This window comes from Pseudarthrobacter sp. WHRI 8279 (assembly GCF_040224115.2).
GTDB lineage: Bacteria > Actinomycetota > Actinomycetes > Actinomycetales > Micrococcaceae > Arthrobacter.
This window is the reverse complement of the sequence record NZ_CP168162.1, coordinates 1990418-2014524: the sequence shown is the minus strand read 5'-3', so window position 1 is coordinate 2014524 and position 24107 is coordinate 1990418. Positions and strand designations below refer to the sequence as shown.

The 24107-nt window shown below is 64.5% G+C and carries 17 protein-coding genes; 10 read left to right on the top strand and 7 right to left on the bottom strand.

Annotated features, from left to right (window positions below; translation table 11 throughout):
• The first annotated feature begins 33 nt into the window (after nucleotides 1-33).
• Nucleotides 34-540, top strand: a complete 507-nt coding sequence (gene rpsI / locus ABRP28_RS09105; RefSeq protein WP_050684362.1) for a 30S ribosomal protein S9 — start codon at nucleotides 34-36, stop codon at nucleotides 538-540.
• Between the two features lie 62 nt (nucleotides 541-602).
• Here rpsI and ABRP28_RS09100 read toward each other — a convergent pair whose 3' ends face one another.
• Both ABRP28_RS09100 and ABRP28_RS09095 read right to left on the bottom strand, forming a co-directional pair.
• Nucleotides 603-2393, bottom strand: coding sequence for a glycosyltransferase family 39 protein (locus ABRP28_RS09100; RefSeq protein ID WP_350002024.1), 1791 nt, complete (start codon nucleotides 2391-2393; stop codon nucleotides 603-605).
• A 199-nt stretch (nucleotides 2394-2592) separates the two neighbouring features.
• Nucleotides 2593-3831: a glycosyltransferase gene (locus ABRP28_RS09095; protein WP_350002022.1), complete on the bottom strand. Its 1239-nt coding sequence runs from the start codon at nucleotides 3829-3831 to the stop codon at nucleotides 2593-2595.
• 183 nt (nucleotides 3832-4014) lie between these two features.
• Here ABRP28_RS09095 and glmM point away from each other — a divergent pair, with 183 nt between their 5' ends.
• Nucleotides 4015-5376, top strand: a complete 1362-nt coding sequence (gene glmM / locus ABRP28_RS09090) for a phosphoglucosamine mutase (RefSeq protein ID WP_350002020.1) — start codon at nucleotides 4015-4017, stop codon at nucleotides 5374-5376.
• Nucleotides 5377-5378: 2 nt separating this feature from the next.
• On the opposite strand, the gene ABRP28_RS09085 is transcribed toward glmM, so the two are convergent.
• From ABRP28_RS09085 to coaA, 4 genes are all read right to left on the bottom strand, one after another.
• On the bottom strand, nucleotides 5379-6545 hold the full coding sequence (locus ABRP28_RS09085) for a hypothetical protein (protein ID WP_374152960.1): 1167 nt from the start codon (nucleotides 6543-6545) through the stop codon (nucleotides 5379-5381).
• Between the two features lie 112 nt (nucleotides 6546-6657).
• A complete protein-coding gene (gene mscL, locus ABRP28_RS09080) occupies nucleotides 6658-7062 on the bottom strand; it encodes a large conductance mechanosensitive channel protein MscL (RefSeq protein ID WP_350002016.1) in 405 nt (134 codons plus the stop codon).
• Nucleotides 7063-7085: 23 nt separating this feature from the next.
• Nucleotides 7086-7952 (bottom strand): M15 family metallopeptidase, encoded by an 867-nt coding sequence (locus ABRP28_RS09075; protein ID WP_350002014.1) that lies wholly within the window; start codon nucleotides 7950-7952, stop codon nucleotides 7086-7088.
• Between the two features lie 5 nt (nucleotides 7953-7957).
• Nucleotides 7958-8953 (bottom strand): type I pantothenate kinase, encoded by a 996-nt coding sequence (gene coaA, locus ABRP28_RS09070; protein WP_350002012.1) that lies wholly within the window; start codon nucleotides 8951-8953, stop codon nucleotides 7958-7960.
• 108 nt (nucleotides 8954-9061) lie between these two features.
• On the opposite strand from coaA, the gene glmS reads away from it, so the two are divergent.
• From glmS to ABRP28_RS09030, 8 genes are all read left to right on the top strand, one after another.
• The gene (gene glmS, locus ABRP28_RS09065) at nucleotides 9062-10954 is read left to right on the top strand and encodes a glutamine--fructose-6-phosphate transaminase (isomerizing) (protein WP_350002010.1); all 1893 of its coding nucleotides are present in this window, start codon (nucleotides 9062-9064) and stop codon (nucleotides 10952-10954) included.
• 131 nt (nucleotides 10955-11085) lie between these two features.
• Nucleotides 11086-11433 carry a holo-ACP synthase gene (locus ABRP28_RS09060; protein ID WP_066277757.1) on the top strand — a complete coding sequence of 116 codons (348 nt, stop codon included), beginning with the start codon at nucleotides 11086-11088 and terminating at the stop codon, nucleotides 11431-11433.
• A 31-nt stretch (nucleotides 11434-11464) separates the two neighbouring features.
• The gene (locus ABRP28_RS09055) at nucleotides 11465-13060 is read left to right on the top strand and encodes an NAD(P)H-hydrate dehydratase (protein WP_350002009.1); all 1596 of its coding nucleotides are present in this window, start codon (nucleotides 11465-11467) and stop codon (nucleotides 13058-13060) included.
• A 66-nt stretch (nucleotides 13061-13126) separates the two neighbouring features.
• Nucleotides 13127-15382: a glycogen debranching protein GlgX gene (glgX, locus tag ABRP28_RS09050; RefSeq protein ID WP_231454733.1), complete on the top strand. Its 2256-nt coding sequence runs from the start codon at nucleotides 13127-13129 to the stop codon at nucleotides 15380-15382.
• Nucleotides 15379-17706 carry a malto-oligosyltrehalose synthase gene (treY, locus tag ABRP28_RS09045; protein WP_350002007.1) on the top strand — a complete coding sequence of 776 codons (2328 nt, stop codon included), beginning with the start codon at nucleotides 15379-15381 and terminating at the stop codon, nucleotides 17704-17706. The genes glgX and treY overlap by 4 nt, the downstream gene beginning before the upstream one ends.
• Complete coding sequence (treZ, locus tag ABRP28_RS09040) at nucleotides 17703-19472, top strand: malto-oligosyltrehalose trehalohydrolase (RefSeq protein WP_350002005.1); 1770 nt, start codon at nucleotides 17703-17705, stop codon at nucleotides 19470-19472. The genes treY and treZ overlap by 4 nt, the downstream gene beginning before the upstream one ends.
• A gap of 100 nt (nucleotides 19473-19572) precedes the next feature.
• Nucleotides 19573-20613, top strand: a complete 1041-nt coding sequence (mgrA, locus tag ABRP28_RS09035) for an L-glyceraldehyde 3-phosphate reductase (RefSeq protein WP_190609765.1) — start codon at nucleotides 19573-19575, stop codon at nucleotides 20611-20613.
• Between the two features lie 164 nt (nucleotides 20614-20777).
• A complete protein-coding gene (locus ABRP28_RS09030) occupies nucleotides 20778-21863 on the top strand; it encodes an inositol-3-phosphate synthase (RefSeq protein ID WP_174176614.1) in 1086 nt (361 codons plus the stop codon).
• Between the two features lie 555 nt (nucleotides 21864-22418).
• Here ABRP28_RS09030 and ABRP28_RS09025 read toward each other — a convergent pair.
• The gene (locus ABRP28_RS09025) at nucleotides 22419-24095 is read right to left on the bottom strand and encodes a formate--tetrahydrofolate ligase (RefSeq protein ID WP_350002002.1); all 1677 of its coding nucleotides are present in this window, start codon (nucleotides 24093-24095) and stop codon (nucleotides 22419-22421) included.
• Nucleotides 24096-24107: the final 12 nt, after the last annotated feature.

Below are 24107 nucleotides of genomic sequence, written 5' to 3'. Positions count from 1 at the left end.
GCCACCAAACAACTTATCTATACAAGGAGAATCGTGGCTCAGAACGAAGAGACCACCGAAGCCGTTGAGGCTGAGGAAACCCTGACCAGCTACACCTCTGAAAGCTCAGCTGCTGACGCGGCTGCGCCGAAGAAGGAGCGCCCGGCCCTGACCGTTGCCGGCGCAGCTGTTGGCCGCCGCAAGGAAGCCGTTGCACGCGTTCGCGTTGTCCCCGGCTCCGGCAAGTGGACCATCAACGGCCGCGCGCTGGACAACTACTTCCCGAACAAGTTGCACCAGCAGGACGTCAACGAGCCCTTCAAGATCCTTGATCTCGAAGGCGCCTACGACGTCATCGCCCGCATCCACGGCGGCGGCATCTCCGGCCAGGCCGGCGCACTGCGCCTCGGCATCGCCCGTTCGCTGAACGAGATCGACGTCGAGAACAACCGCGCCACCCTGAAGAAGGCCGGTTACCTGTCTCGCGACGCCCGCGTCATCGAGCGTAAGAAGGCCGGTCTCAAGAAGGCCCGCAAGGCCCAGCAGTACTCCAAGCGCTAAATCCGCTTGCGCAGAAGCCCGTCCCGCCACTGGCGGGGCGGGCTTCTCACGTCTGGCTCAAATCAGTATTTTGTTAGCCGATACACCGTTGTGTTGCCCATGAGCTCTGATGAAAAGGTTTCCTGTACCCAGCGTGAGATGGCTGTGGACTCCTTATCGGGTTCTTGTACGGCGAGGAAAGCCTCCTGCTGAACGAAATAACAGATCTCGCCGGCATCCACCTTCTCTTTGAAATTTTCCAAGGTGGGGGAGGGGTCACTCCCGGAAAACCCGCCCAGGGGCATGACGGGGCGACCGGACTCCAGTTGAAGTCTGGCTGCCGTTTGGCTGGCGTAACTCGCTGCAACCCATCTGCAGCCGCGGGCGCCTGCTAACCTCTCAACGACGATCCCTTCTGGAACGCGGCCGAAAGCGATGTCGTGGGCCCATGGGAGTTCTCCTTCGCGTAGAGACTTCATCAGATGGCTGATGCTTGCGGGATTCTTGGAGAGAACGCCCGACAGTGGATTGGACCCATTGAATCCGACGGTTACGTTGGTAACTGACGTAGTAATGGGGCCAACTAACAGCGCAGCGCCAAGCAGTGCGGTCGCGCCGCGCTCCATGAAGAGTGAGGGCGGTCTGATGACCAGACCCGTGAGTGCAGCGATTCCGAGGCCGAGAACAAGTGATGGCAGCCAGTTTGGCCACTCTGCGCTTCCCAGCACGAGCCATGCAGTTAGAAGGGCAACCATAGCGATGGCAGCCCCTCCAACACGGGTTGCCAACGAATCCCGGTGGGCAATGAGGGTGTCCAGAGTAAGCCCCAGCACCAATGCTAGCGGTGGCCCCAACATAGCTGTGTAGTAGGTGTGGATTTGATCCCCCATGAAACTCAGCAGGAGAAAGGCTGTGTAAAGCCAAACCCCCGAGAGCAGTACCAGGGGACGAACAGGCACGTTTCGGGAGAGGTACTTCCAATGAATCGCCAGTAGGCCAACGGCGAGTAGTGCGCTAATTAAGAGCCAAGATGCCTCCTGATTGTAGTTTGCGTTCAGCAGCCTTAGGAGCCCTGCGTCGCTGTCCACGGGGCGGAATTGGGCCGGGACCTGCGTAGCCGCCGGCATCGCGTCGCTGCTGATAATTCGATCAACACCGTTGTAAGCAAATGTCAGTTCTAGGACGCTGTTGGACGGTGAGCCGCCAACGTAAGGCCTCTGATCGCTGGGAATCAAGTCTACGAGCGCCATCCATAGCCCACCCGTGATCGACATAGCGATCACGCCGGCAGCCACAGTGGTCAGCCGCCTCAGCCATTGCAGCGGACTAAACATTACAAAAACAAGACCGAGTGCGGGCACGCTAACGAGCCCCTGTAACTGTTTGGTCATGAACGCCAAGCCCAATAGGGCGCCAGCAACGATGAACGGACGTCCCCGGCCCGTTTCAATGCTGAGCAGAACAAGATACGCAGCACCTACCATCAGCAGCAGCATCAGAGGATCTGGATTGTTGTAGCGGGACATGAGCGTGATTATTGGGGTCGTGAAAAACACAGAGGCTCCAAATAGAGCGGCCGTGCTCGAGACGCAGCGCCTCAAAATTAGGTATACCAGGAGGGTGGTCCCTACTCCCATGACTACTTGGGGAAGCAGCATGGCCACGGGACTGAGGCCGAATAGCCTGACAGACAGTCCCATGATCCACAAGCTCAAAGGCGGCTTGTCGACAGTGATTGAATTCCCCCAGTCTGATGAACCGAAAAAAAACGCCTTCCAATCCATCGTGCCGGCTTGAACAGCGGCGCTGTAGAAGTAGTTTGCCCAGCCGTTGATGCCTAAATTCCAGCTGTAGAGCATTGCATTTGCGGCCAAAATTGTTAGTAAAGAAGGTCGTTCCCAGCTCGGATCTTCAGGACGTCCGCGCCATAGCTTCTTGAGAAGATGGGTGCCCCCCCAAAGCCGGTCCTTTTGACTAGGGACACCGTTTCCGGATTCTGTTGACAGCGAAGAGCTCATCATCGACTAGCCACCCGAATCTTTCGCCGGAATTCTCGAGCGTCAATGAAGCGGCTCACAGGGCGCGTCCGCTCGGAGCAAGAGCGGTCAGGACGGCAGCCCGCTTATCGCTGCGCCTAATCCGGAACACCCAGAGCCGGAGGAGGACAAACCGCATCAAAGTGGCAAAGATATTAGCCGCTGTCAGCGTCAGGAGCTCCAGGTTTGGGGCCGCGTCAGGGCTGGCTGTGTGCAGGATCAGCAACGACGAGGACGTTATGGTCCAAGCCAGCAGAAATACAACCAAACCTTGGAACTGGTGTGTGAATAATTTCGCCGGGCCACTGATCCCGAAGGTGAACCTGCGGTTAGCGGCAGTATTGCCGACAGCCGTCAGAAGGAGGGCCAGGAAGTTGGCCTCCTGCGCCCCGAATGGGCCTTGGAAAATGAGGTAAAGCAGGGCGAAGGCAAGCGTGGAGACGGCCCCGACCAGTCCAAAGCGGAGAACCTGGCCAAAGAAGCTGGGCCGGCCCGACGGGACGATGGGCCGACGTCCCAACTCTGCATATATCGCCGCTACAGGAATTACCCCTTTCACCAGAGAACCGGCCACGCGGACCATGCCCCGCAGGTCGTCGAGAGCAGTCTGCTTGATGTCGACCCGGCTGTCCGGATCATCCACCCAATCGACGGGAATCTCGTGAATACGCAGTCCAGATCGCTCAGCGATAATCAGGAGCTCCGTGTCGAAAAACCACCCGTTGTCCTCCACATGGGGGAGCAGGCGCTTCGCAACGTCAGCGCGAATGGCTTTGAAACCGCACTGGGCGTCCGAAAAACGCACCTGCATCGTCCGCCGGAGCAGGAAGTTGTAGGCCCTTGAAATGAATTCGCGTTTGGGCCCCCTGCTGACACGTGAACTTTGGCCGAGACGGGTGCCAATGGAGATGTCGGAATGGCCGGACAACAATGGAGCGACCAAAGGCAGCAGCGCAGCCAGATCCGTGGAAAGGTCCACGTCCAGATAAGCAAGGACCTTCGCATGCGAAGCGCCCCAGGCATCCCTCAGGGCGTATCCCCGTCCTTTGACGTCAAGGCGGCGATACTCAACATTCGGCATGTGCTCGCTGAGTCGAGCGGCAATCACCGGAGTCCGATCGGTGCTTGCATTATCGGCGATGGTTATTTTCCACGTCGACGGCATTTCGTGCGTCAAGTATTGGGCGAGCCTTGTGATGCTGTTTTCGAGTACCGCTTCCTCATTAAAGACCGGTACAACAATTTCGAGCGCCAAGCCCCCATAGCTAGGTGTCATGCATGGATCGTAGGGGCGCCCAAATAGCCGTGGCGAGGCTTTTGGAGAAAGACAGGTAAGAATGAAAAGAACCAAGTAGTCCCAGTAATCGCCCTCGCTGGAACGCAGGTACTGAACAAGTAGAAGCGGCGGGGACATGCGGGCTACGCAGGAGCCACGCTGCCCATCCTCTAGACTTGACCGGTGTCTAGATTATTTGGAACTGATGGTGTCCGGGGCCTGGCGAACGGTCTGTTGACTGCGGAGCTGGCGATGCAGCTGGCCCAGGCGGCCGCCGTCGTACTCGGCCACGACCGCAACTCGAACGGGACGCGGCCGCGCGCCGTGGTGGCCCGCGACCCGCGCGCCAGCGGAGAGTTCATCGCGGCCGCGGTGGAGGCCGGGCTCTCCAGCTCAGGCGTGGACGTCTACGACGCTGGCGTCCTCCCCACGCCCGCGGCCGCCTACCTGGTTGCTGACCTGGACGCGGACTTCGGCGTGATGATCTCCGCCTCCCATAACCCTGCGCCGGACAACGGCATCAAGTTCTTCGCCCGGGGCGGCCAGAAGCTCCCGGACGACGTCGAGGACGCCATCGAAGCCCAGATGTCCAAGGAGGCAGTGCGCCCGGTCGGCGCGGACGTGGGCCGCATCCAGCGCTTCTCCGACGCCGAGGACCGATACATCGTCCACCTCCTGGGCACTCTCCCGCACAACCTGGAGGGCATCAGGGTGGTCCTGGACTGCGCCCACGGCGCCGCCAGCGGCTGCTCGCCCCAGGTGTTCAAGGACGCCGGCGCGGATGTGATCGTCATCGGCGCGGACCCGGACGGCCACAACATCAACGACGGCGTCGGCTCCACCCACCTCGGCCCGCTCAAAGAAGCGGTGCTGAAGTACGGCGCCAACCTGGGAATTGCCCACGACGGCGACGCCGACCGCTGCCTCGCCGTGGACCACGAGGGCACCGAGGTGGACGGCGACCAGATCATGGCCATCCTCGCCGTGGCGCTCAAAGAGGCCGGGAAGCTCAAGGACGACGTCCTGGTGGCCACGGTCATGAGCAACCTCGGCCTGAAGATCGCCCTCCGCCAGGCCGGCATCAGCATCCGCGAAACGGCAGTGGGGGACCGCTACGTCCTGGAAGAAATGCGCGACGGCGGCTTCAACCTTGGCGGGGAACAGTCCGGGCACGTGATCTTCGCAGACTACGCCACCACCGGCGACGGCGTCCTCACCGGTCTGCAGCTCGCGGCCCAGATCGCCATGACAGGGAAGCCGCTCAAGGAACTCGCCACGGTGATGACCAAGCTTCCCCAGGTCCTCATCAACGTCAAGGGCGTGGACCGCACCAGGGTGGGCAGCAACGACGTCCTCGCCCAGGCCGTGGCGGCAGCGGAAGCCGCGCTGGGCGAAACCGGCCGTGTCCTGCTCCGTCCCTCCGGTACGGAACCCGTGGTGCGCGTCATGGTGGAGGCCGCGGACGAAGAAACTGCCCATTCCATCGCCGAGCATCTGGCCCAGGTGGTCCGTGCCGAGCTCGCCCTGGAATTGGTTACCGACTGATGTTAATAGTCAGACTCAGTTCCTGGTGCCCAGTTATGTCTCCGCCATAATGCACGAAAGAGGAGCCAGACTGTAAGACATTGAACGACAGACCCCAGCATCAGAGGTAGTGCGTACTGGTTGCTGACAAAGTAGAGAATGTAGACAAAGACTCCCGTCGTAGCAAGGAGCCAAGGCGTGAGGAACAGTTTCTTGTGTCGCAGAAGAAGAAGTGCCATTACCTCCGCTGCAAAGAAGTATCTGTCGTGCATTTGAGGCAGTAGAAGCGGACAGACGGCGAGAACTGTAATTGTAAAAAGGACGCGTCGTTCAGTGGTATCCGGCCCGCGCCAGTAAGCAGCCGCGGTCAACAGGAGAGCAGTTCCGCAGACTACTAGGGCAGGAATTCTTCCCTGTTCGGCAGTTGCCGTAGGGAACCAGGCGTAAATGTTTGCTGCTCCCGCAACCAGTCGGTATTCCTGGGTCTGATTGATATAGACGCTGAACGTGCTCGCCAGGGACCGGCCAAAAAAGACAGGTGGCAGGCTCAGCATTGCCCAGACTCCAAAGGCCATAAGGGGAAACGTCAGGGTGTATCTGTTGCGCAGGGAGATGAGTAGCAAAGCCGGCAGAAAGAAAACAGACTGAAGCTTGAACGCAAAAGCAACGCCCCAGAGAAGCCATGCACTGCGTCCGTCGTTTCTGAGAAGGCTCCTAAGCGAGAGCACCAAGAATGCCGTATAGATTGCGTCGCACTGTCCCCACATACTTGCGTTGACCAGGACAGTGGGTAAGAAGAGTGCAATCAGTGCTGCCAGCTTGGGCGAAACTCCGATAGTTCGATAGTTCGCTGCAAGTGCGTAAACAGACACTGCGAGCAAGCCGTCCCCAAGGAGGGAGGCAACCTTGATCGCGATCAGTGGCTCAACCGGCAAAAGGCCTGCAAGGAACATCAAGAACAAATAAGGAAAGTTGTAGTTGGAGAACTCTCCGCTCAGAGCAGCTGCGCCGTGCTCGCGAAACTCCTGCATCCACGGGATTAGGAAATACGTCGAGTCCTCGCTGATGTATGGCATGAGCGCCAATCGCGCTGTTGCAGCCATGATGACAGCACTCAGGACAACAGGTAGAGGAAGATCCCATTCTCTTCGACGTGTTTGGACACCCTGAGCAGTCGTTGATTCCCCCATTGGGTCATCATTTTGCGTAGGTGGCATAGATGTCAATGTGTGGCACGTCCGACGCAATAAAGAGAGGCCCGTTTCCGGAAGGAAACGGGCCTCTCTTTATTGGGAGAGGAAGCTAGGAAGCCCGGCTCTTCAGCGCGTCCCGGATCTCGGTCAAAAGGGCGATCTGCGGGTCCTCAGCGGACTCCTCCTTCACGTCCTGGCCGATCCCCAGCCTGCGGTTCCGGCGTTCGATCATGAGGTTCATGGGCATCACCACCACGAAGTAAATGGCCGCGGAGATCAACAGGAAATTGACGATCGCGGTCAACAGAACACCAAATTCGATGGCGTTGCCGTTGAAGTCCACCTTGCCGAAGCTGTCGAAGTTGGGTGACCCCACCAGGCCCGCAATGAACGGCATAAGCACCTTGTTCACCATCGCTGTCACCACCGCTCCGAAGGCGGTACCGATCACCACGGCGACGGCAAGGTCAACGACGTTGCCCTTCATAATGAAATTCTTGAATCCAGTAAGCATAGGAACCAAACTAGCTCACATCCCTAGGGATACGCCGGAGCCGCCTCCACGCCGAAGTACTCCTCCAGCGTGAAAATCCCGCGCGCAGCCATGTCCGTGGCTGCCTCCACGCCGATGTACCGCAGGTGCCACGGTTCGTAGTAGTACCCCGTGATGGGGTGGAACATCCACGGGTAGCGCACCACGAACCCGAACCGGTGCCCGTTCGCCTTGGCCCAGACGGCCGAGGGCTGGTCCGCAAAGCACGGCTGGAACCCGCACACGCCGTTGCCGTCGGCAATGTCGAAAGCCCAGCCCGTCTGGTGCTCCGAATAGCCGGGCCTGGCGCTGGCCGTGTCCGCATCGGCCTGGCCACGGGCGGCCACATAGCCGTTGTAGGTGGCCACTTGCGTGTTGTAAGAGCGGTAGCCGCTGGCCAGGACCATCGACACGCCCTCCAGCGCGGCCGCCGCGAACATCGCCTCCGCAGCAGCCGCCGTCGTCCTGTTCAGCAGCGCCGCCTCGCCGGAAGCGGTCATGGCGACGGCGGGACGCACGAGGTCAGCCGGGACGAACTCCGCCGGTACCACCGGTCGGTGCTTGTTCACGATCAGCCAGGGACTTGCCGGGTCCGTGAGGGAAAACTGGCGCGGCAGCGCGGCCGAGGGCGACGGCGTGGGGACCGGGGGAGCAGGCGCGGCAACTTCGGTGGCGGGCGCCGCCGTCGCGCTTTCCGCAACAGGGGAAGCAGATGGGGAAGGGGCAGGAGAAGCCGACGACGGCGGCACGGCGCTGGGTGCCTGCGGTGTGCAGGCTGCCAGCACAGTGAGTCCGGCGCCCGCCGCGAGGAAGCGCGTAAAGCTGCGCCGGCTCGCCGCCTGCCCGGAGGAGGGGGAGCAGTCGTGGCACACGTGTGTTAAACCTTGCGGAGGAGCATGCGGCGGATCGAGTGGTCCGCGTCCTTGGTCAGAACCAGCTGCGCCCGCCCCCGGGTGGGAAGGACGTTCTCCTCCAGGTTGGGCTCGTTGATGCGCTTCCAGATGTCCCGCGCCGTGGTCTCCGCCTCGTCGTCGGACAAGGTGGCGTACCGGTGGAAGTAGGATTCCGGCTGCGCGAACGCGGTGCTGCGCAGCTTGCGGAAGCGGTCCACGTACCATTCCTCGATGTAGGACGTCTTGGCATCCACGTAGATGGAGAAGTCGAAAAAGTCACTCAGCGCCAGGCCCTGCCGGCCGTCGTGCCTCGGACGCGCCGGAGCCAGCACGTTCAGCCCCTCGACGATCAAAACGTCGGGCCGGCGGACCACCACTTCCTTGCCCGGAACGATGTCGTACGTGACATGCGAGTACCAGGGCGCGCGCACTTCCTCCGCTCCGCTTTTGATTTCGCTCACAAAACGGAGCAGCGCCCGGCGGTCATAGGACTCCGGGAAGCCCTTGCGTTCCAGCAGCTGGCGCCGCTTGAGCTCAGCCAAAGGATAGAGGAAGCCGTCCGTGGTGATCAGTTCCACGTTGGGGGTGCCGGGCCAGCGCCTGAGCATTTCACGGAGCACCCGGGCAATGGTGGACTTGCCCACCGCTACGGACCCCGCCACGCCGATCACAAACGGCGTGCGCTGGGTGTGCTCACCCAGGAAGGTGGTGGTGGCGGCGTGCAGCTGCCCGGCGGCCTCCACATACAGGTGCAGGAGCCTGGAGAGCGGAAGGTAGACCTCGCGGATCTCCTTCATGTCCAGGGGGTCCCCGAGGCCACGGAGACGGACGATGTCCTCTTGGTTAAGAGGCTGTTCCATCTCGTCTGCGAGCCGGGACCAGGTCTGCCGGTCCAGCTCGACGAACGGGGAGACACCCTCCCCGTTCGCCTCGTTGCGTTGCAAAGTCACGTTAGAGATTCTGCCCCTCGCCCGGCACATAGCGAAATGCGGCCCGGCCTGCGCGCGGCGGCAACCGCAACATTCCGCCTCTGCAAGGAACGGCAGCCGGTTTAGATCTGGGGCGCCCCTGCCGATAGTCTTGAGCCTATGTGTGGAATCGTGGGATATGTGGGCCGTTCAGTTGACGGCGGAATTGCCGGTCACAGCGCGCTGGATGTTGTTCTTGAGGGACTGCGCCGCCTGGAGTACCGGGGCTACGACTCCGCCGGGGTGGCCGTGGTGTCCCAGGGCGCGATCGAGTCGCGGAAGAAGTCGGGGAAGCTGAGCAACCTGATTGCCGAGCTGGAGGCTAATCCTTTGCCGGAGACGGTAACGGGGATCGGGCATACCCGGTGGGCTACGCATGGCGGGCCGACGGACCGTAACGCGCACCCGCACCTGGCCGACGGCGGCAAGCTCGCCGTGATCCATAACGGCATCATTGAAAACTTCGCTGAGCTCAAGCTCGAGCTGCTGGACAAGGGCGTGACCTTCCTGTCCGAGACGGATACCGAGGTTGCCGCGGCCCTGCTGGCCGATATTTACCGGAACAAGCTCGCCGGGGACACCGCCGAGGGGCGCCTGACCCGCGCCATGGAACTGGCCTGCCAGCGGCTGGAGGGCGCTTTCACGCTCCTGGCTGTCCATGCCGACCAGCCCGACGTCGTGGTGGCCGCCCGCCGCAACTCACCCCTGGTGGTGGGCCTGGGCGAGGGCGAGAACTTCCTGGGCTCGGACGTGTCCGGGTTCATCGACTACACCCGACGGGCCGTGGAGCTGGGGCAGGATCAGATCGTCACCATCACCGCGGACACCGTGGAGATCACCGATTTCTTCGGCAACCCGGCCGCGGGCAAGGAATACCATGTGGACTGGGACCCGGCCTCGGCCGAAAAGGGCGGCTTCAGCTCGTTCATGGAGAAGGAAATCCATGACCAGCCCGACGCCGTGGCGCAGACCCTGCTGGGCCGCTCGGACATCAACGGCAAGCTGACCCTGGATGAGCTCCGGATCGATCCGGAGCTGCTGAAGCAGGTGAACAAGATTATTGTGCTGGCCTGCGGGACCGCCGCGTACGCGGGCATGGTGGCGAAGTACGCGATCGAGAACTGGTGCCGGATCCCCACCGAGGTGGAGCTCGCGCACGAGTTCCGCTACCGGGACCCGATCCTGGACGCGAACACCCTGGTGGTGTCCATCAGCCAGTCCGGGGAGACCATGGACACGCTGATGGCCGTGCGCTATGCCCGGGAGCAGGGCGCGAAGACCATTTCCATCTGCAACACCAATGGCTCCACCATCCCGCGTGAGTCCGACGCCGTGCTGTACACGCACGCGGGTCCGGAGATCGCGGTGGCCTCCACCAAGGCGTTCCTTGCCCAGATCACCGCCGCGTACCTGCTGGGCCTGTATTTGGCACAGCTGCGCGGAAACATCTTCTCAGGCCAGATCAAGGACGTCCTGGCGGACCTGAACAAGATCCCGGCGAAGATCCAGAAGATCCTGGACAACGCCGGGCCCTTGCGTGAACTGGCCCGCAGCATGGCGAATGAGAAGTCGGTGCTCTTCCTGGGCCGCCACGTCGGTTACCCGGTGGCGCTTGAGGGTGCGCTGAAGCTGAAGGAAATCGCCTACATCCACGCCGAGGGCTTCGCCGCCGGCGAGCTCAAGCACGGGCCGATCGCCCTGATCGATGAAGGCCAGCCGGTGTTCGTGGTGGTCCCGTCCCCGCGCGGCCGCGATTCCCTGCACGCCAAGGTGGTCTCCAACATCCAGGAAGTCCGTGCCCGCGGCGCGCGCACCCTGGTCATCGCCGAGGAAGGCGACGAGGCCGTGAAGGCCTACGCCGAGTACGTCTTCTACGTCCCCGAAACCCCCACCCTGCTTATGCCCCTGCTGACCACCGTTCCGCTGCAGATCTTCGCCGCGGAACTGGCCCAGGCCAAGGGCTACGACGTGGACCAGCCCCGCAACCTCGCCAAGAGCGTCACCGTCGAGTAGCGTCGGGCCGGATTCCGGTACTGATTCAACAGGGAAGCCCCGGGCGCAGAGCCTGGGGCTTCCTTCGTATCCGGAGCGTGGTCAGGCGCGCTGCGCTCGGCGGGCCAAGGCCGTCCACGTAGAGTAGTGCCATGATTGTTGGCATTGGCGTAGACGTTGTAGACATCGAGCGGTTCGGCCGCCAGCTTGAACGCACCCCGGGCCTCCGGGACCGGCTGTTCGTTCCCGCCGAGCGCGAGTTGAACACCCGGTCACTGGCTGCCCGGTTTGCCGCCAAGGAAGCTGTTGCCAAAGTCCTCGGTGCGCCTGCCGGCATGAACTGGCAGGACTGCTGGATCGGCCTGGACCAGAACGGACCCACCGTGCAGGTCAAGGGCACCGTGCTGGCTGTTGCCGAGGCCAAGGGCGTCAAGCGCTGGCACCTCTCCATGAGCCACGACGGCGGGATCGCCACGGCCACCGTCCTGGCCGAAGGCTGACCGCGCTCAGGCCCCCGCAGGAACTGGCACCGTGATCAGCGCCTACACCGGAACTCAGGTCCGGCAGGCTGAGGAACCGCTCCTCTCCTCCGGACTGGGCGACGTCCTCATGCAGCGTGCCGCCTACGGCCTGGCCAACGCCGTCATCAGGGAACGCCGGTCCCGCGGCCTGTCCATCTACGGCGCCAGCGTCTGCGTCCTCACGGGCAAGGGCAACAATGGCGGGGACGGCCTGTACGCCGCGTCCTTCCTTGCCGCGCGGGGAATGCGCACGACGGCGGTGCTCACCGGAGACACCGCCCACCCCCAGGCGCTGGCTGCTTTTGAGCGCACCGGCGGCCGGGTGCGCCGTCTTGCCGGGGCGGCACCCGCCGAACTCGCCAAAGAAGCGGCAAGCGCCGACGTCGTCATCGATGCCGTGCTGGGCACAGGCGCCAACGGCGGGCTGCGGGGGAGTGCTGCCGCGCTGGTTGAAGCCGTCGCCGAGCTGACGGCAGGCCGGGACGGACATGCCTTGATGGTTGCCTGCGACCTTCCCAGCGGCCTTGACGCTGATACCGGCGAGGTTTTCCGGCCGGTGCTCCCGGCGCACCTGACCGTCACCTTCGGCGGTGCCAAAAGCGGATTGCTGGTTGACCCCGGCGCCGACTACGCCGGCCAGGTGCTGGTGGTGCCCATCGGCATCGAGGAGCACCTGCCGCAGCCTTCGCTCCGCCGGCTCGAGGACGGGGACCTGGCGCGGCTGCTGCCGCACCCTGCCCGGCGCGCCCACAAGTACTCCCGCGGAGTACTCGGAGTTGTTGCTGGCTCCGTGGACTATCCGGGCGCAGCCGTTCTGGCCTGCCGCGGTGCCCTGGCCGCGGGCGTGGGGATGGTCCGCTACCTCGGCCCGCCCGAAGTCGCGGACCTGGTGAGGCAGGCGTGCCCTGAGGTTGTTTGCAGCACCGGCGCCGTCGCGGACAACCGTGTGCAGGCCTGGCTGGTGGGCTCCGGCATGGGTCCCGAACACCATGACCAGCTTCAGCGCGCCCATGACGCCGTGGACTCCGGCCTGCCCGTCGTGGCGGACGCCGGTGCCCTTCCCGCGCTTCCCGAAATCCTTGGCCCGCACGTGGTCCTCACACCCCACGCCGGAGAACTGGCCTCGCTGCTGCAACGCCTGGGCGGATCCGAGGACCGGGACGCGGTGGAAGGCGGAACCCTGGCCGCGGTACGCCGAGCCTCGGAACAGACCGGTGGCACCGTACTGCTCAAAGGCGCCACCACCCTGGTGGCCGCACCATCAGGCGATATCTTCAGCCAGGCGGACGGCACGCCCTGGCTGGCAACGGCCGGCAGCGGCGACGTCCTGGCCGGCGTCATTGGTGCCCTGCTCGCCCAGGCGGGGTCCGACGTCGGGCGCTTCAGGAAAGCGGGCGTGGAACCGGACGTGCGCTGGGCAGCGATTGCCGCGCTGGGAGCCGCCCTGCACGGCAAAGCGGGACGGACGGCGTCGGACGCCAGCGCCGGGGGACCGGTCACTTCGGGAGGCATCGCAGACTCCTTACCCCAGACTTGGGGTAAAGTAAGCACGCTTAGTAACCCAGAGGCGCGGAAACGTAATAGTCACACCCAACCGTTACGGTAGGCATTAGTTCGCACCGGCAGCAGGGCGCGCCTGCTCTACTGCTGCCGAATCACAAAGAGGAGCATTATGGAAGTCTGGCCCGGATCGGCTTATCCCCTTGGCGCCACCTATAACGGAACCGGCACCAACTTTGCCCTGTTCAGCGAACGAGCAGAAAAAGTCGAACTTTGCCTTTTCGATGAGGACGGCAAGGAAACCCGCATCGAGCTGGACGAAGTGGACGGTTACGTCTGGCACTGCTACATCCCGCAGGTCCAGCCCGGACAGAAGTACGGCTACCGGGTCCATGGCCCGTACGATCCTGCCTCCGGCAACCGCTTCAACCCCAACAAGCTCCTGCTGGACCCCTACGCCAAGGCCGTCCACGGCCAGGTCGACTGGGATCCCTCGCTGTTCACCTACAACCTGGGCGAACCGGACTCCATCAACAACGAGGACTCCGCGAGCCACATGATGATGGGTGTGGTCATCAACCCGTTCTTCGACTGGGACGGCGACCAGAACCTGCGGATCCCGTACCACCAGTCCGTCATCTACGAAGCGCACGTCAAGGGCCTCACCCAGCTGCACCCGGAAATCCCCGAGGAACAGCGCGGCACCTACGCCGGCGTGGCGCACCCCGCCGTCATCTCCCACCTGCAGAAGCTCGGCGTCACCGCCATCGAACTGATGCCCGTGCACCAGTTCGTCAATGACGGCACCCTGCAGGACAAGGGCCTGAACAACTACTGGGGCTACAACACCATCGGCTTCTTCGCGCCGCAGAACACCTACAGCTCCACCGGGGACACCGGCCAGCAGGTCCAGGACTTCAAGGCCATGGTCCGGTCCCTGCACAAGGCCGGCATCGAGGTCATCCTGGACGTGGTGTACAACCACACCGCGGAAGGCAACCACCTGGGCCCCACCCTGTCCTTCAAGGGAATCGACAACGCCGCCTATTACCGGTTGATGGAGGGCGACGAGAAGCACTACATGGACTACACCGGCACGGGCAACTCCCTGAACGTCCGCCAGCCGCACTCCCTGCAGCTGCTCATGGACTCGCTGCGCTACTGGGTGTCCGAGATGCACGTTGACGGCTTCCGGTTCGACCTCGCCTCCACCCTGGCCCGCGAGTTCTATGACGTGGACAAGCTGTCCACCTTCTTCGAACTCATCCAGCAGGACCCGGTAGTGTCCCAGGTCAAGCTCATCGCCGAGCCGTGGGACGTTGGACCCGGCGGCTACCAGGTGGGCAACTTCCCGCCGCAGTGGACGGAATGGAACGGCAAGTACCGCGACACCGTCCGCGACTTCTGGCGCGGCGAGCCCGCCACCCTGGGCGAGTTTGCTTCCCGCATCACCGGCTCCGCGGACCTGTACGAGCACTCCGGCCGCCGCCCCGTGGCATCCATCAACTTCGTCACCGCGCACGACGGCTTCACCCTCGCGGACCTGGTGTCCTACAACGAGAAGCACAACGACGCCAACGGCGAGGACAACAACGACGGCGAATCCCACAACCGGTCCTGGAACTGCGGCGTCGAAGGTCCCACGGACGATCCCGAAGTCCTTGGCCTCCGCGCCCGCCAGCAGCGGAACTTCATCGCCTCGCTGCTGCTGTCCCAGGGCGTCCCCATGCTCCTGCACGGCGACGAAATGGGGCGCACCCAGCAGGGCAACAACAACGGCTACTGCCAGGACTCCGAGCTGACCTGGATCAACTGGGACACCGTGGACCAGCCGCTGATCGAGTTCACGGCGGCCGTCAACGCGCTCCGCGCCAAGCACCCCACCTTCCGCCGCAGCCGCTTCTTCGACGGACGCCCGGTCCTGCGGGGCGAGGGCGAACGGCTGCCGGACATCGTATGGCTGGACCCGGAGGGCGAGAACATGAAGCCCGAAGCCTGGGACAGCGGCTTTGGCCGGTCCGTGGGCGTCTTCCTGAACGGGCACGGCATCCAGGGCAAGGACAGCCGCGGCCGGAGGATCACCGACGTGAACTTCCTGCTGTACTTCAACGCCCACGATGACACCGTGAAGTTCACCCTGCCCTCGGACGAGTACGCTCCGGCCTGGGACGTCATCATCGACACCGCCGGGCAGAACGCGGACACGGAACCGGTGGCCGCCGGGCAGCCGCTGCCGGTGGAAGCAAAGTCCCTGGTGGTCCTCCGTGCGCACACCGTCGAGGAAGTGGAACCCGACCACTCCGTGGCGGCCTCCCTGGCGGCATTGACCCAGACCTCCACCAGCGAGACTGAATCGCTCACCACCCCCATGGTGGCCGAGCCCGGAAAAACCACCAAGATCGGGGAGCGGAAGGCTACGGCGAAGTGAGGGTCCCGGCATCCACCTACCGCCTGCAGATCCGCCGCAGCTTCACCCTGTTCGATGCCGCCGAAAAGGTCCCCTACCTGAAGGACCTCGGCGCTGACTGGGTGTACCTCTCGCCCATCCTGACCGCGGAGCAGGGCTCGGACCACGGCTATGACGTGACCGACCCCTCCGCGGTGGACCCGGAGCGTGGCGGCCCCGAGGGCCTGCTCGCCCTGTCCAAGGCTGCCCGCGAACACGGCATGGGTGTACTGGTGGACATCGTGCCCAACCACGTGGGCGTCGCCACGCCCGTGCAGAACCCCTGGTGGTGGTCCCTGCTGAAGGAGGGCCAGGGCTCGCCCTACGCCGAAGCCTTCGACGTCGACTGGGACCTGGCCGGCGGGAAGATCCGGCTGCCCATGCTCGGCTCCGACGATGACCTGGACAAGCTGGAAATCAAGGACGGCGAGCTCCGGTACTACGACCACCGGTTCCCGCTGGCTTCCGGAAGCTACTCCGACGGCGATTCACCCCAGGAGGTGCACAGCCGCCAGCATTATGAGCTGATGGACTGGCGCCGGGCGGATGCGGAGCTGAACTACCGGCGTTTCTTCGCGGTCACCACATTGGCCGGGATCCGGGTGGAAACGCCCAGGGTCTTTGAGGAAGCACATGCCGAGGTGGGCCGCTGGTTCAAGGAGGGGCTGGTGGACGGCCTCCGGGTGGACCACCCGGACGGCCTGGCCGATCCCGCCGGCTACCTGCGCTGGCTGAAGGACCTCAGCGGCGGAGCGTACGTCCTGGTGGAAAAGATCCTGGAGCCGGGCGAAACCCTGCCCCAGGACTTCGCCACCGAGGGAACCACCGGCTACGACGCCCTCGCGGACGTGGACCGGGTGTTCGTGGATCCCGCAGGCCGGCAGGCGCTGGACGAGCTGGATGCGAAGCTCCGCGGCTCCGACACCCCCGCGGACTACGCGGAGATGATCCGGGGCACCAAGCGCATGATCGCGGACGGGATCCTGCGGTCCGAGGTCCTGCGCCTGGCCCGTCTGGTTCCGGAGTCCTACGGGCTTGCGGTGGACCAGGCAGCCGATGCCATTGCCGAGATCATCGCTGCGTTCCCCGTGTACCGGACGTACCTGCCCACCGGTGCCGGGATCCTCAAGGAAGCGTGCGAATCAGCGGCGGCCCAGCGGCCCGACCTCGAGGTTGCCGTGGGCACGCTGCTGCCGCTGCTCCTTGATCCCGCCAACCCCATCGCGGTCCGCTTCCAGCAGACCTCGGGCATGGTGATGGCCAAGGGCGTTGAGGATACGGCGTTCTACCGCTACACCCGGCTGGGCACCCTGACCGAAGTGGGAGCCGAACCGACGGAATTCTCTGTTTCGCCTGACGAGTTCCACCAGCGGATGGCCCGGCGCCAGCAGGAACTGCCCCTGTCCATGACCACGATGTCCACGCACGACACCAAGCGCAGCGAGGACGCCCGGGCGCGGATCTCGGTGATCGCCGAATTGCCGCAGGAGTGGACGGCAACGCTGAACACCCTCCGTGAACTGGCCCCGATCCCGGACGGCCCTTACGAGAACCTGCTCTGGCAGGCTGTGGTGGGGGCTTGGCCCGCCAGCCGGGAGCGGCTGCAGGGTTACGCCGAGAAGGCTGCCCGGGAAGCCGGCAACTCCACCACCTGGACCAGCCCCGACGAGGACTTCGAATCGGCTGTGAAGGCTGCAGTGGATGCAGCGTTCGACGACGGCCGGGTCACCAAGGTGGTGGAGGGCTTCGTGGCACGCATTGATTCCTACGCCGCGTCCAACTCTGTGTCCGCCAAGCTGGTCCAGCTGACCATGCCCGGCGTCCCGGACGTCTACCAGGGCAGCGAATTCTGGGAACGGTCCCTGACCGACCCCGACAACCGCCGCCCGGTGGACTTCGAGGTCCGCCGGCAGGAGCTTGCAAAGCTCGAAGCCGGCACCCTGCCCGCGGCGGGCACGGAAACCAGCAAGCTCCTGGTCACCTCCCGCGCGCTCCGGCTCCGCCGCGACCGGCCCGAACTGTTCCAGGGCTACAGCCCCGTGACAGCCACCGGTCCAGCGGCAGAGCATCTGGTCGCGTTCCACCGCGGAGGTGACGGCTCCACTGGGGCCCTAACCCTGGCCACCCGGCTTCCCGCCGGACTGGCAGCCGACGGCGGATGGCGGGACACCGCCGTCGAACTTCCCACGACGCTGCGCGACGAACTCACCGGCAACAGCTACGGCCCCGGGCCCGTTTCGGTGGCCGACGTCCTGGGTACCTACCCCGTGGCTTTGCTCGTACCGGCGGATGGAGAGAAGGCATGACCCTTGTGAATGGCGGCCCCGGGCGCTTCGATGTCTGGGCTCCGGAGGCCACGTCCGTGGTCCTGCTGGCCGGCGGCCGGCAGTACCCCATGACGGAAAAGGACACGGCTCCGGGCTCTGAAGGGTGGTGGACAGCCCCGGATGCCCCGGCTGACGGCGAGGTGGACTACGGCTACCTGCTGGACGGGGACACCCATCCCATTCCGGACCCGCGCTCCCGCCGCCTGCCCGCCGGCGTCCATGAACTTTCCAGGACCTTCGACCCCGCAGCCCATGCCTGGCAGGACTCCGGCTGGAAGGGCAAGGATCTGAAGGGTTCGGTGATCTACGAACTCCACGTCGGCACGTTCACCCCTGAGGGGACCCTGGACGCGGCGGCCGGGAAGCTCGGGTACCTCGCGGACCTGGGAATCGACTTCGTGGAGCTGCTCCCGGTCAATGGGTTCAACGGAACCCATAACTGGGGCTACGACGGCGTCCAGTGGTACGCGGTCCATGAAGGGTACGGCGGGCCTGCTGCCTACCAGCGCTTTGTGGATGCTGCCCACGCCGCCGGCCTGGGTGTTATCCAGGACGTGGTGTACAACCACCTCGGCCCGAGCGGGAACTACCTGTCCAGGTTCGGCCCCTACCTCAAGCAGGGGGACGCCAACACCTGGGGCGACTCGGTGAACCTGGACGGCCCCGGCTCGGACGTGGTGCGGGAGTACATCCTGGACAATCTCGCCCTCTGGCTCCGGGACTACCACGTGGACGGCCTCCGCCTGGACGCCGTGCACGCGCTGAAGGACGAGCGCGCCGTGCACATCCTCGAGGAGTTCGGTGCCCTGGGCGACGCCGTCGCGGCGGAGACCGGGCTGCCGAAGACCCTGATTGCCGAGTCGGACCTGAACAACCCCCGCCTGATCTACCCGCGGGACGCCAACGGGTACGGGCTGGCCGGGCAGTGGAGCGACGACTTCCACCACGCGGTCCACGTCAGCGTCAGCGGCGAGACCACCGGGTATTACGGCGACTTCCAGTCCCTGGCGGTCCTGGCGAAGGTCCTGAAGGACGGCTTCCTGCACGACGGCAGCTACTCCAGCTTCCGCGGACGGCACCACGGCCGGCCCATCGACGCTTCGCTGGTGCACCCGGCGGCGCTGGTGGTCTGCAACCAGAACCACGACCAGATCGGCAACCGCGCCACGGGGGACAGGCTCTCGCAGTCGCTCTCCCACGGGCAGCTTGCCATGGCAGCCGTGCTCACGCTGACGTCCCCGTTCACGCCCATGCTGTTCATGGGCGAGGAGTTCGCGGCGAGCACCCCCTGGCAGTTCTTCACCTCGCACCCGGAACCCGAGCTGGGCAAGGCCACCGCGGAAGGCCGGATCAAGGAGTTCGAGCGCATGGGGTGGGATCCCGCCGTCGTGCCCGACCCCCAGGATCCGGAAACCTTCCGCCGGTCCAAGCTGAACTGGGACGAAGCCTCCGCCGGGGACCACGCCCGGCTGCTGGAGCTCTACCGTGCCCTCACGGCGCTGCGCCGCGAGCACCCGGAGCTTGCCGGTCTCGGCTTCACCGAGACAGAGGTGACGTTCGACGACGACGCCGGCTGGCTGCGGTTCCGCCGCGGAAGCGTTGAGGTACTGCTGAACCTCTCGGACGCCAAGGTCCGGCTGGAGGACGTTGCCGGGACCGTCCTGTTGGCCACGGATGAGGGCAGCGGCCTTGAGGGCGACGCCCTCGCCCTGGCGCCCTGGAGCGCGGTGATCGTCAAGTCCTGACGCCATGCAGGCAGCGTTACGCCGCGGGCTGGTGTCAGCCCGCGGCGTAACTTTCCTGCCGTGGCCTGTTGTGCGGGTCACAGCTGGCAGGATGGAAGACATGACTTATTCCGCGGCGGAAGACCGCTACGAATCCATGCCCTACCGCCGCGTCGGCCGCAGCGGACTCAAACTGCCCGCCATCTCGCTTGGCCTGTGGCACAACTTCGGCGATGACAAGCGCTTCGACGAGCAGCGGGCCATCCTGCGCCGCGCGTTCGACCTGGGCGTCAACCACTTTGACCTCGCCAACAACTACGGCCCGCCGGACGGATCAGCCGAAACGAACTTCGGCCGGCACCTCCAGGACGACTTCAAGCCCTACCGGGACGAGCTGGTCATCTCCACCAAGGCCGGCTACTACATGTGGCCCGGCCCGTACGGCGAGTGGGGCTCCCGCAAATACCTGATCTCCAGCCTGGACCAGTCGCTGCAGCGCATGGGCCTGGACTACGTGGACATCTTCTACAGCCACCGGCCGGACCCGGAAACTCCCATGGAAGAGACCATGGGTGCGCTGGATTATGCCGTCCGTTCAGGCAAGGCCCTGTACGCAGGCATCTCCTCCTACACCCCCGAGCAGACCCTTGAGGCAGCACGCATCCTGAAGGACCTCGGGACGCCGCTGCTCATCCACCAGCCCAGCTACTCGATGCTCAACCGGTGGACCGAGAACGGTTCGCCCAACCTCTATGAAGCGCTGGACCAGGTGGGTGCAGGCTCCATCGCCTTCTCTCCGCTCGCCCAGGGCATGCTCACCGACCGCTACCTGAACGGCATCCCCGCCGATTCCCGGGCAGCCAAGGACCGTTTCCTCTCCGAAAACGCCATCACCGAGGAGAAGCTGGACCGCATCCGCGGGCTCAACAGGATCGCCGAAGGCCGCGGACAGTCCCTCGCCCAGATGGCCGTCGCCTGGATCCTGCGTGACCAGCCCAAGGGTTCGCCTGTCACCTCGGCCCTGGTGGGCGCCTCAAGTGTGCGCCAGCTGGAGGACACGCTGTCCGCCATCAACAACCTCGCGTTCACCGCCGACGAACTGAACGCCATCGACGAGTTCGCGGTGGAGTCGGACATCAACCTGTGGAAGCAGCCGGCCTGATTCCATTACGGTGAATCCGCAGAGTGGGACAGGGGAACAACCCCGCGTCCCACTCTGTTGGTTACTATGAAAAGGCGCCGTTTTGGCGCAGAGCCTGCCGCACCGCCGTCGTCCCCTCCCGGACGCGGCACCGGCGGGCTGACGTTTTTCCTCAAAGGAGTTCCGTGTCTTCACATCCGATTCGTGTTGCAATCGTCGGCGTAGGAAACTGTGCCGCTTCGCTGGTCCAGGGCGTCCACTACTACAAGGATGCCGACCCCAAGGCCACGATCCCGGGCCTGATGCACGTTGAGTTCGGCCAGTACCACGTGGGTGACGTTGAGTTCGTCGCCGCGTTTGACGTTGATGGCAAAAAGGTCGGCGTTGACCTTTCCGATGCCATCCTGGCGAGCGAAAACAACACCATCAAGATCGCCGACGTGCCGCCCACCGGCGTCACCGTCCAGCGCGGCCACACCCTCGACGGCCTCGGCAAGTACTACCTCGAGACCATCGAGCAGTCCACCGAAGAGCCGGTGGACGTTGTGCAGGCGCTCAAGGATGCCAAGGTCGACGTGATGGTCTGCTACCTGCCCGTTGGTTCGCAGGAAGCTGCCGAGTTCTACGCCCAGGCCGCTATTGACGCCGGCGTGGCCTTCGTCAACGCCCTGCCCGTCTTCATCGCCGGCACCAAGGAGTGGGCTGACAAGTTCACCGCCGCCGGCGTCCCGATCGTGGGCGACGACATCAAGAGCCAGATCGGCGCCACCATCACCCACCGCGTCATGGCCAAGCTCTTCGAAGACCGCGGTGTCACCCTGGACCGCACGTACCAGCTGAACGTCGGCGGCAACATGGACTTCAAGAACATGCTGGAGCGCGACCGCCTGGAGTCCAAGAAGATCTCCAAGACCCAGGCCGTCACCTCCAACGTGGAAGCCGAACTGGCCGCCAAGGACGTCCACATCGGCCCGTCCGACTACGTCCAGTGGCTGGATGACCGCAAGTGGGCCTTTGTCCGCCTCGAAGGCCGCAACTTCGGCGACGCCCCTGTGTCACTCGAGTACAAGCTGGAAGTCTGGGATTCCCCCAACTCCGCCGGCGTGATCATCGACGCCATCCGTGCCGCGAAAATCGGCCTGGACCGTGGCATCGGCGGTCCGCTGCTCTCCGCATCGAGCTACTTCATGAAGTCGCCGCCGGAGCAGTTCAACGACGACCTCGCCCGCGAAAAGGTGGAAGCCTTCATCCGCGGCGACCTGGAGCGCTAACCCGCCCGTCAGCCTGTCCACCCTGAAACCCTCTCGCACTTGACGTCGGTTTCTGACGATCCTCTCTCACTTGATGTGGGTTTTCACGCAACGCTCTCTCACTGCTGAACTGCTTCCCGGAAGTCGGAACTGAATTTTCAGTCCAACATCCGGGGAGCAGTCCACCTCGGTGGGGAAGCGTTTGCGTTGGGCGGGCAGGCCGGGCGCTACATTGAGCCGGCATCGACGTGGCCTGCGTCTTTGCCGCGACTGCGCCGGGCCGGGCCATTCCCGAGATGCTCGCCACCGACCCCTCCTCCGTCACGGAGGTCAGTGGGCTTGTGGTGCTGAGCCCGGTGCTGATCTTTGTTTCGCTGAAGCGCGGAGGGCTTCCAGACGTGGCGACGCGGACCGCTGCTACCGCAAAAGCGGCTGCCGCACGGGTACGCGACCCACGGGAAGTGCAGGAGCGTCGCCGGAAAACGCGCATCAAGTGAGAGAGCGTCTGCAAAAAACCGACATCAAGTGAGAGGGCGTCTGCGGAAAGCCGACATCAAGTGAGAGAGGGTGCAGGGGTCAGGCGAGGCCCACCGGGTTGCCGGCGTCGTCCACGTCCATGCGCATCGCCGCCGGCGCTACGGGCAGCCCGGGCATGGTCATCACCGCTCCGGTCAGCGCAACGATGAAGCCGGCACCGGTCTTGGGCAGGAGGTCGCGGACGTGGATGGTGAATCCTTTCGGGGCGCCCAGCCGGGAGGCATCATCCGTGAACGAGTACTGGGTCTTGGCCATGCATACCGGGAGGCCGCCCCAGCCGTTCCGCTCGATGTCGGCCAGCCGTTTCAGGGCCGGCACGGAGAAATCCACCCCGTCCGCCCCGTAGATTTCCTGGGCGATGGTCCGGATCTTGTCCTCCACCGGCAGTCCCAGCGCGTACAGGTGCCGGAAGTTGTTGGGCCCCGCCACCGTCTTGGCCACCAGGGCCGCAAGTTCATCCCCGCCGTCACCGCCGCCGCCGCGTCCCCACACATCGGCGACGGCGGCCGGGACTCCCTCTGCCGCGCACCACGCCAGCAGCCAGTCGAGTTCCTCGGCGGAGTCGGAGGAGAACCTGTTAATGGCCACCACGGGAGGCACACCGAATTTCTCCACATTCCGGACGTGCCGGTGCAGGTTTGCCACCCCCGCCTCGAGGGCAGCGATGTTCGGTTCGGTGAGCTGGTTCTTCGCTACCCCGCCCTGCATCTTGAGGGCCCGCACCGTTGCCACCACCACCACCGCCGAGGGCGCCAGGCCGCCGGTCCGCGCTTTGATGTCCATAAACTTTTCCGCACCCAGGTCGGCGCCGAAGCCCGCCTCCGTCACAACAATGTCCGCCAGCCGCCGTGCCGTCTGGGTGGCAATCAGCGAATTGCAGCCGTGGGCGATATTGGCGAACGGTCCGCCGTGGACCAGGGCAGGAGTGCCGGCGATGGTCTGCACCAGGTTGGGCTTGACGGCCTCCTTCAGCAGCAGCGCCAGCGCACCCTGCACACTAAGATCCGCCACGGTCACCGGCGAGCGGTCAAAGGTGTAGCCGAAAGTGATCCGGCCCAGCCGGGAGCGAAGGTCCGCCAGGTCGGTGGCCAGGCAGAAGACCGCCATGATCTCGGACGCCACGGTGATGTCGAACCCGTCCTGGCGCGGGACGCCCTGGGTGGGCCCGCCCAAACCTATAACCACCTCCCGCAGGGCGCGGTCGTTCATGTCCAGGACCCGCTTGAACGTCATGCGCCGGGGGTCAATATTCAAGGCGTTGCCCTGATAGATGTGGTTGTCCACCAGGGCCATGAGCGCATTGTTGGCGGCCGTGATGGCATGGAAGTCGCCGGTGAAGTGGAGGTTGATCTCGTCCATGGGCAGCACCTGGGAGTAGCCGCCGCCGGTGGCGCCGCCCTTCATGCCCAGAACCGGGCCCAGCGACGGCTCGCGCAGGGCGATCATCACCTTGTGGCCCGCCCGTGCCAGCGAATCGGCGAGGCCAACGGTGGTGGTGGACTTCCCCTCACCGGCCGGCGTGGGGGACATCGCCGAGACCAGCACCACCTTCCCGGCGGGCGCGGGAGCCTGCAGCCGGGCGGGATCGATCTTGGCCTTGTACCGCCCGTAATGCTCCAGGGCCTCCGCATTGATGCCTGCGGCCGCCGCAATGTCCTCGATGGGCCGGATCCGGGCTGCCCTGGCAATCTCAAGGTCACTGGGGGTGGAAGACATCATTGTCCTTTG

Coding starts and splice junctions, on each gene's coding strand:
- ABRP28_RS09095 (WP_350002022.1), bottom strand. CDS start 3,831: ATGACACCTAGCTATGGGGGCTTGGCGCTCGAAATTGTTGTACCGGTC.
- ABRP28_RS09085 (WP_374152960.1), bottom strand. CDS start 6,545: ATGGGGGAATCAACGACTGCTCAGGGTGTCCAAACACGTCGAAGAGAA.
- mscL (WP_350002016.1), bottom strand. CDS start 7,062: ATGCTTACTGGATTCAAGAATTTCATTATGAAGGGCAACGTCGTTGAC.
- coaA (WP_350002012.1), bottom strand. CDS start 8,953: ATGTGCCGGGCGAGGGGCAGAATCTCTAACGTGACTTTGCAACGCAAC.
- glmS (WP_350002010.1), top strand. CDS start 9,062: ATGTGTGGAATCGTGGGATATGTGGGCCGTTCAGTTGACGGCGGAATT.
- ABRP28_RS09060 (WP_066277757.1), top strand. CDS start 11,086: ATGATTGTTGGCATTGGCGTAGACGTTGTAGACATCGAGCGGTTCGGC.
- glgX (WP_231454733.1), top strand. CDS start 13,127: ATGGAAGTCTGGCCCGGATCGGCTTATCCCCTTGGCGCCACCTATAAC.
- treZ (WP_350002005.1), top strand. CDS start 17,703: ATGACCCTTGTGAATGGCGGCCCCGGGCGCTTCGATGTCTGGGCTCCG.
- mgrA (WP_190609765.1), top strand. CDS start 19,573: ATGACTTATTCCGCGGCGGAAGACCGCTACGAATCCATGCCCTACCGC.
- ABRP28_RS09025 (WP_350002002.1), bottom strand. CDS start 24,095: ATGTCTTCCACCCCCAGTGACCTTGAGATTGCCAGGGCAGCCCGGATC.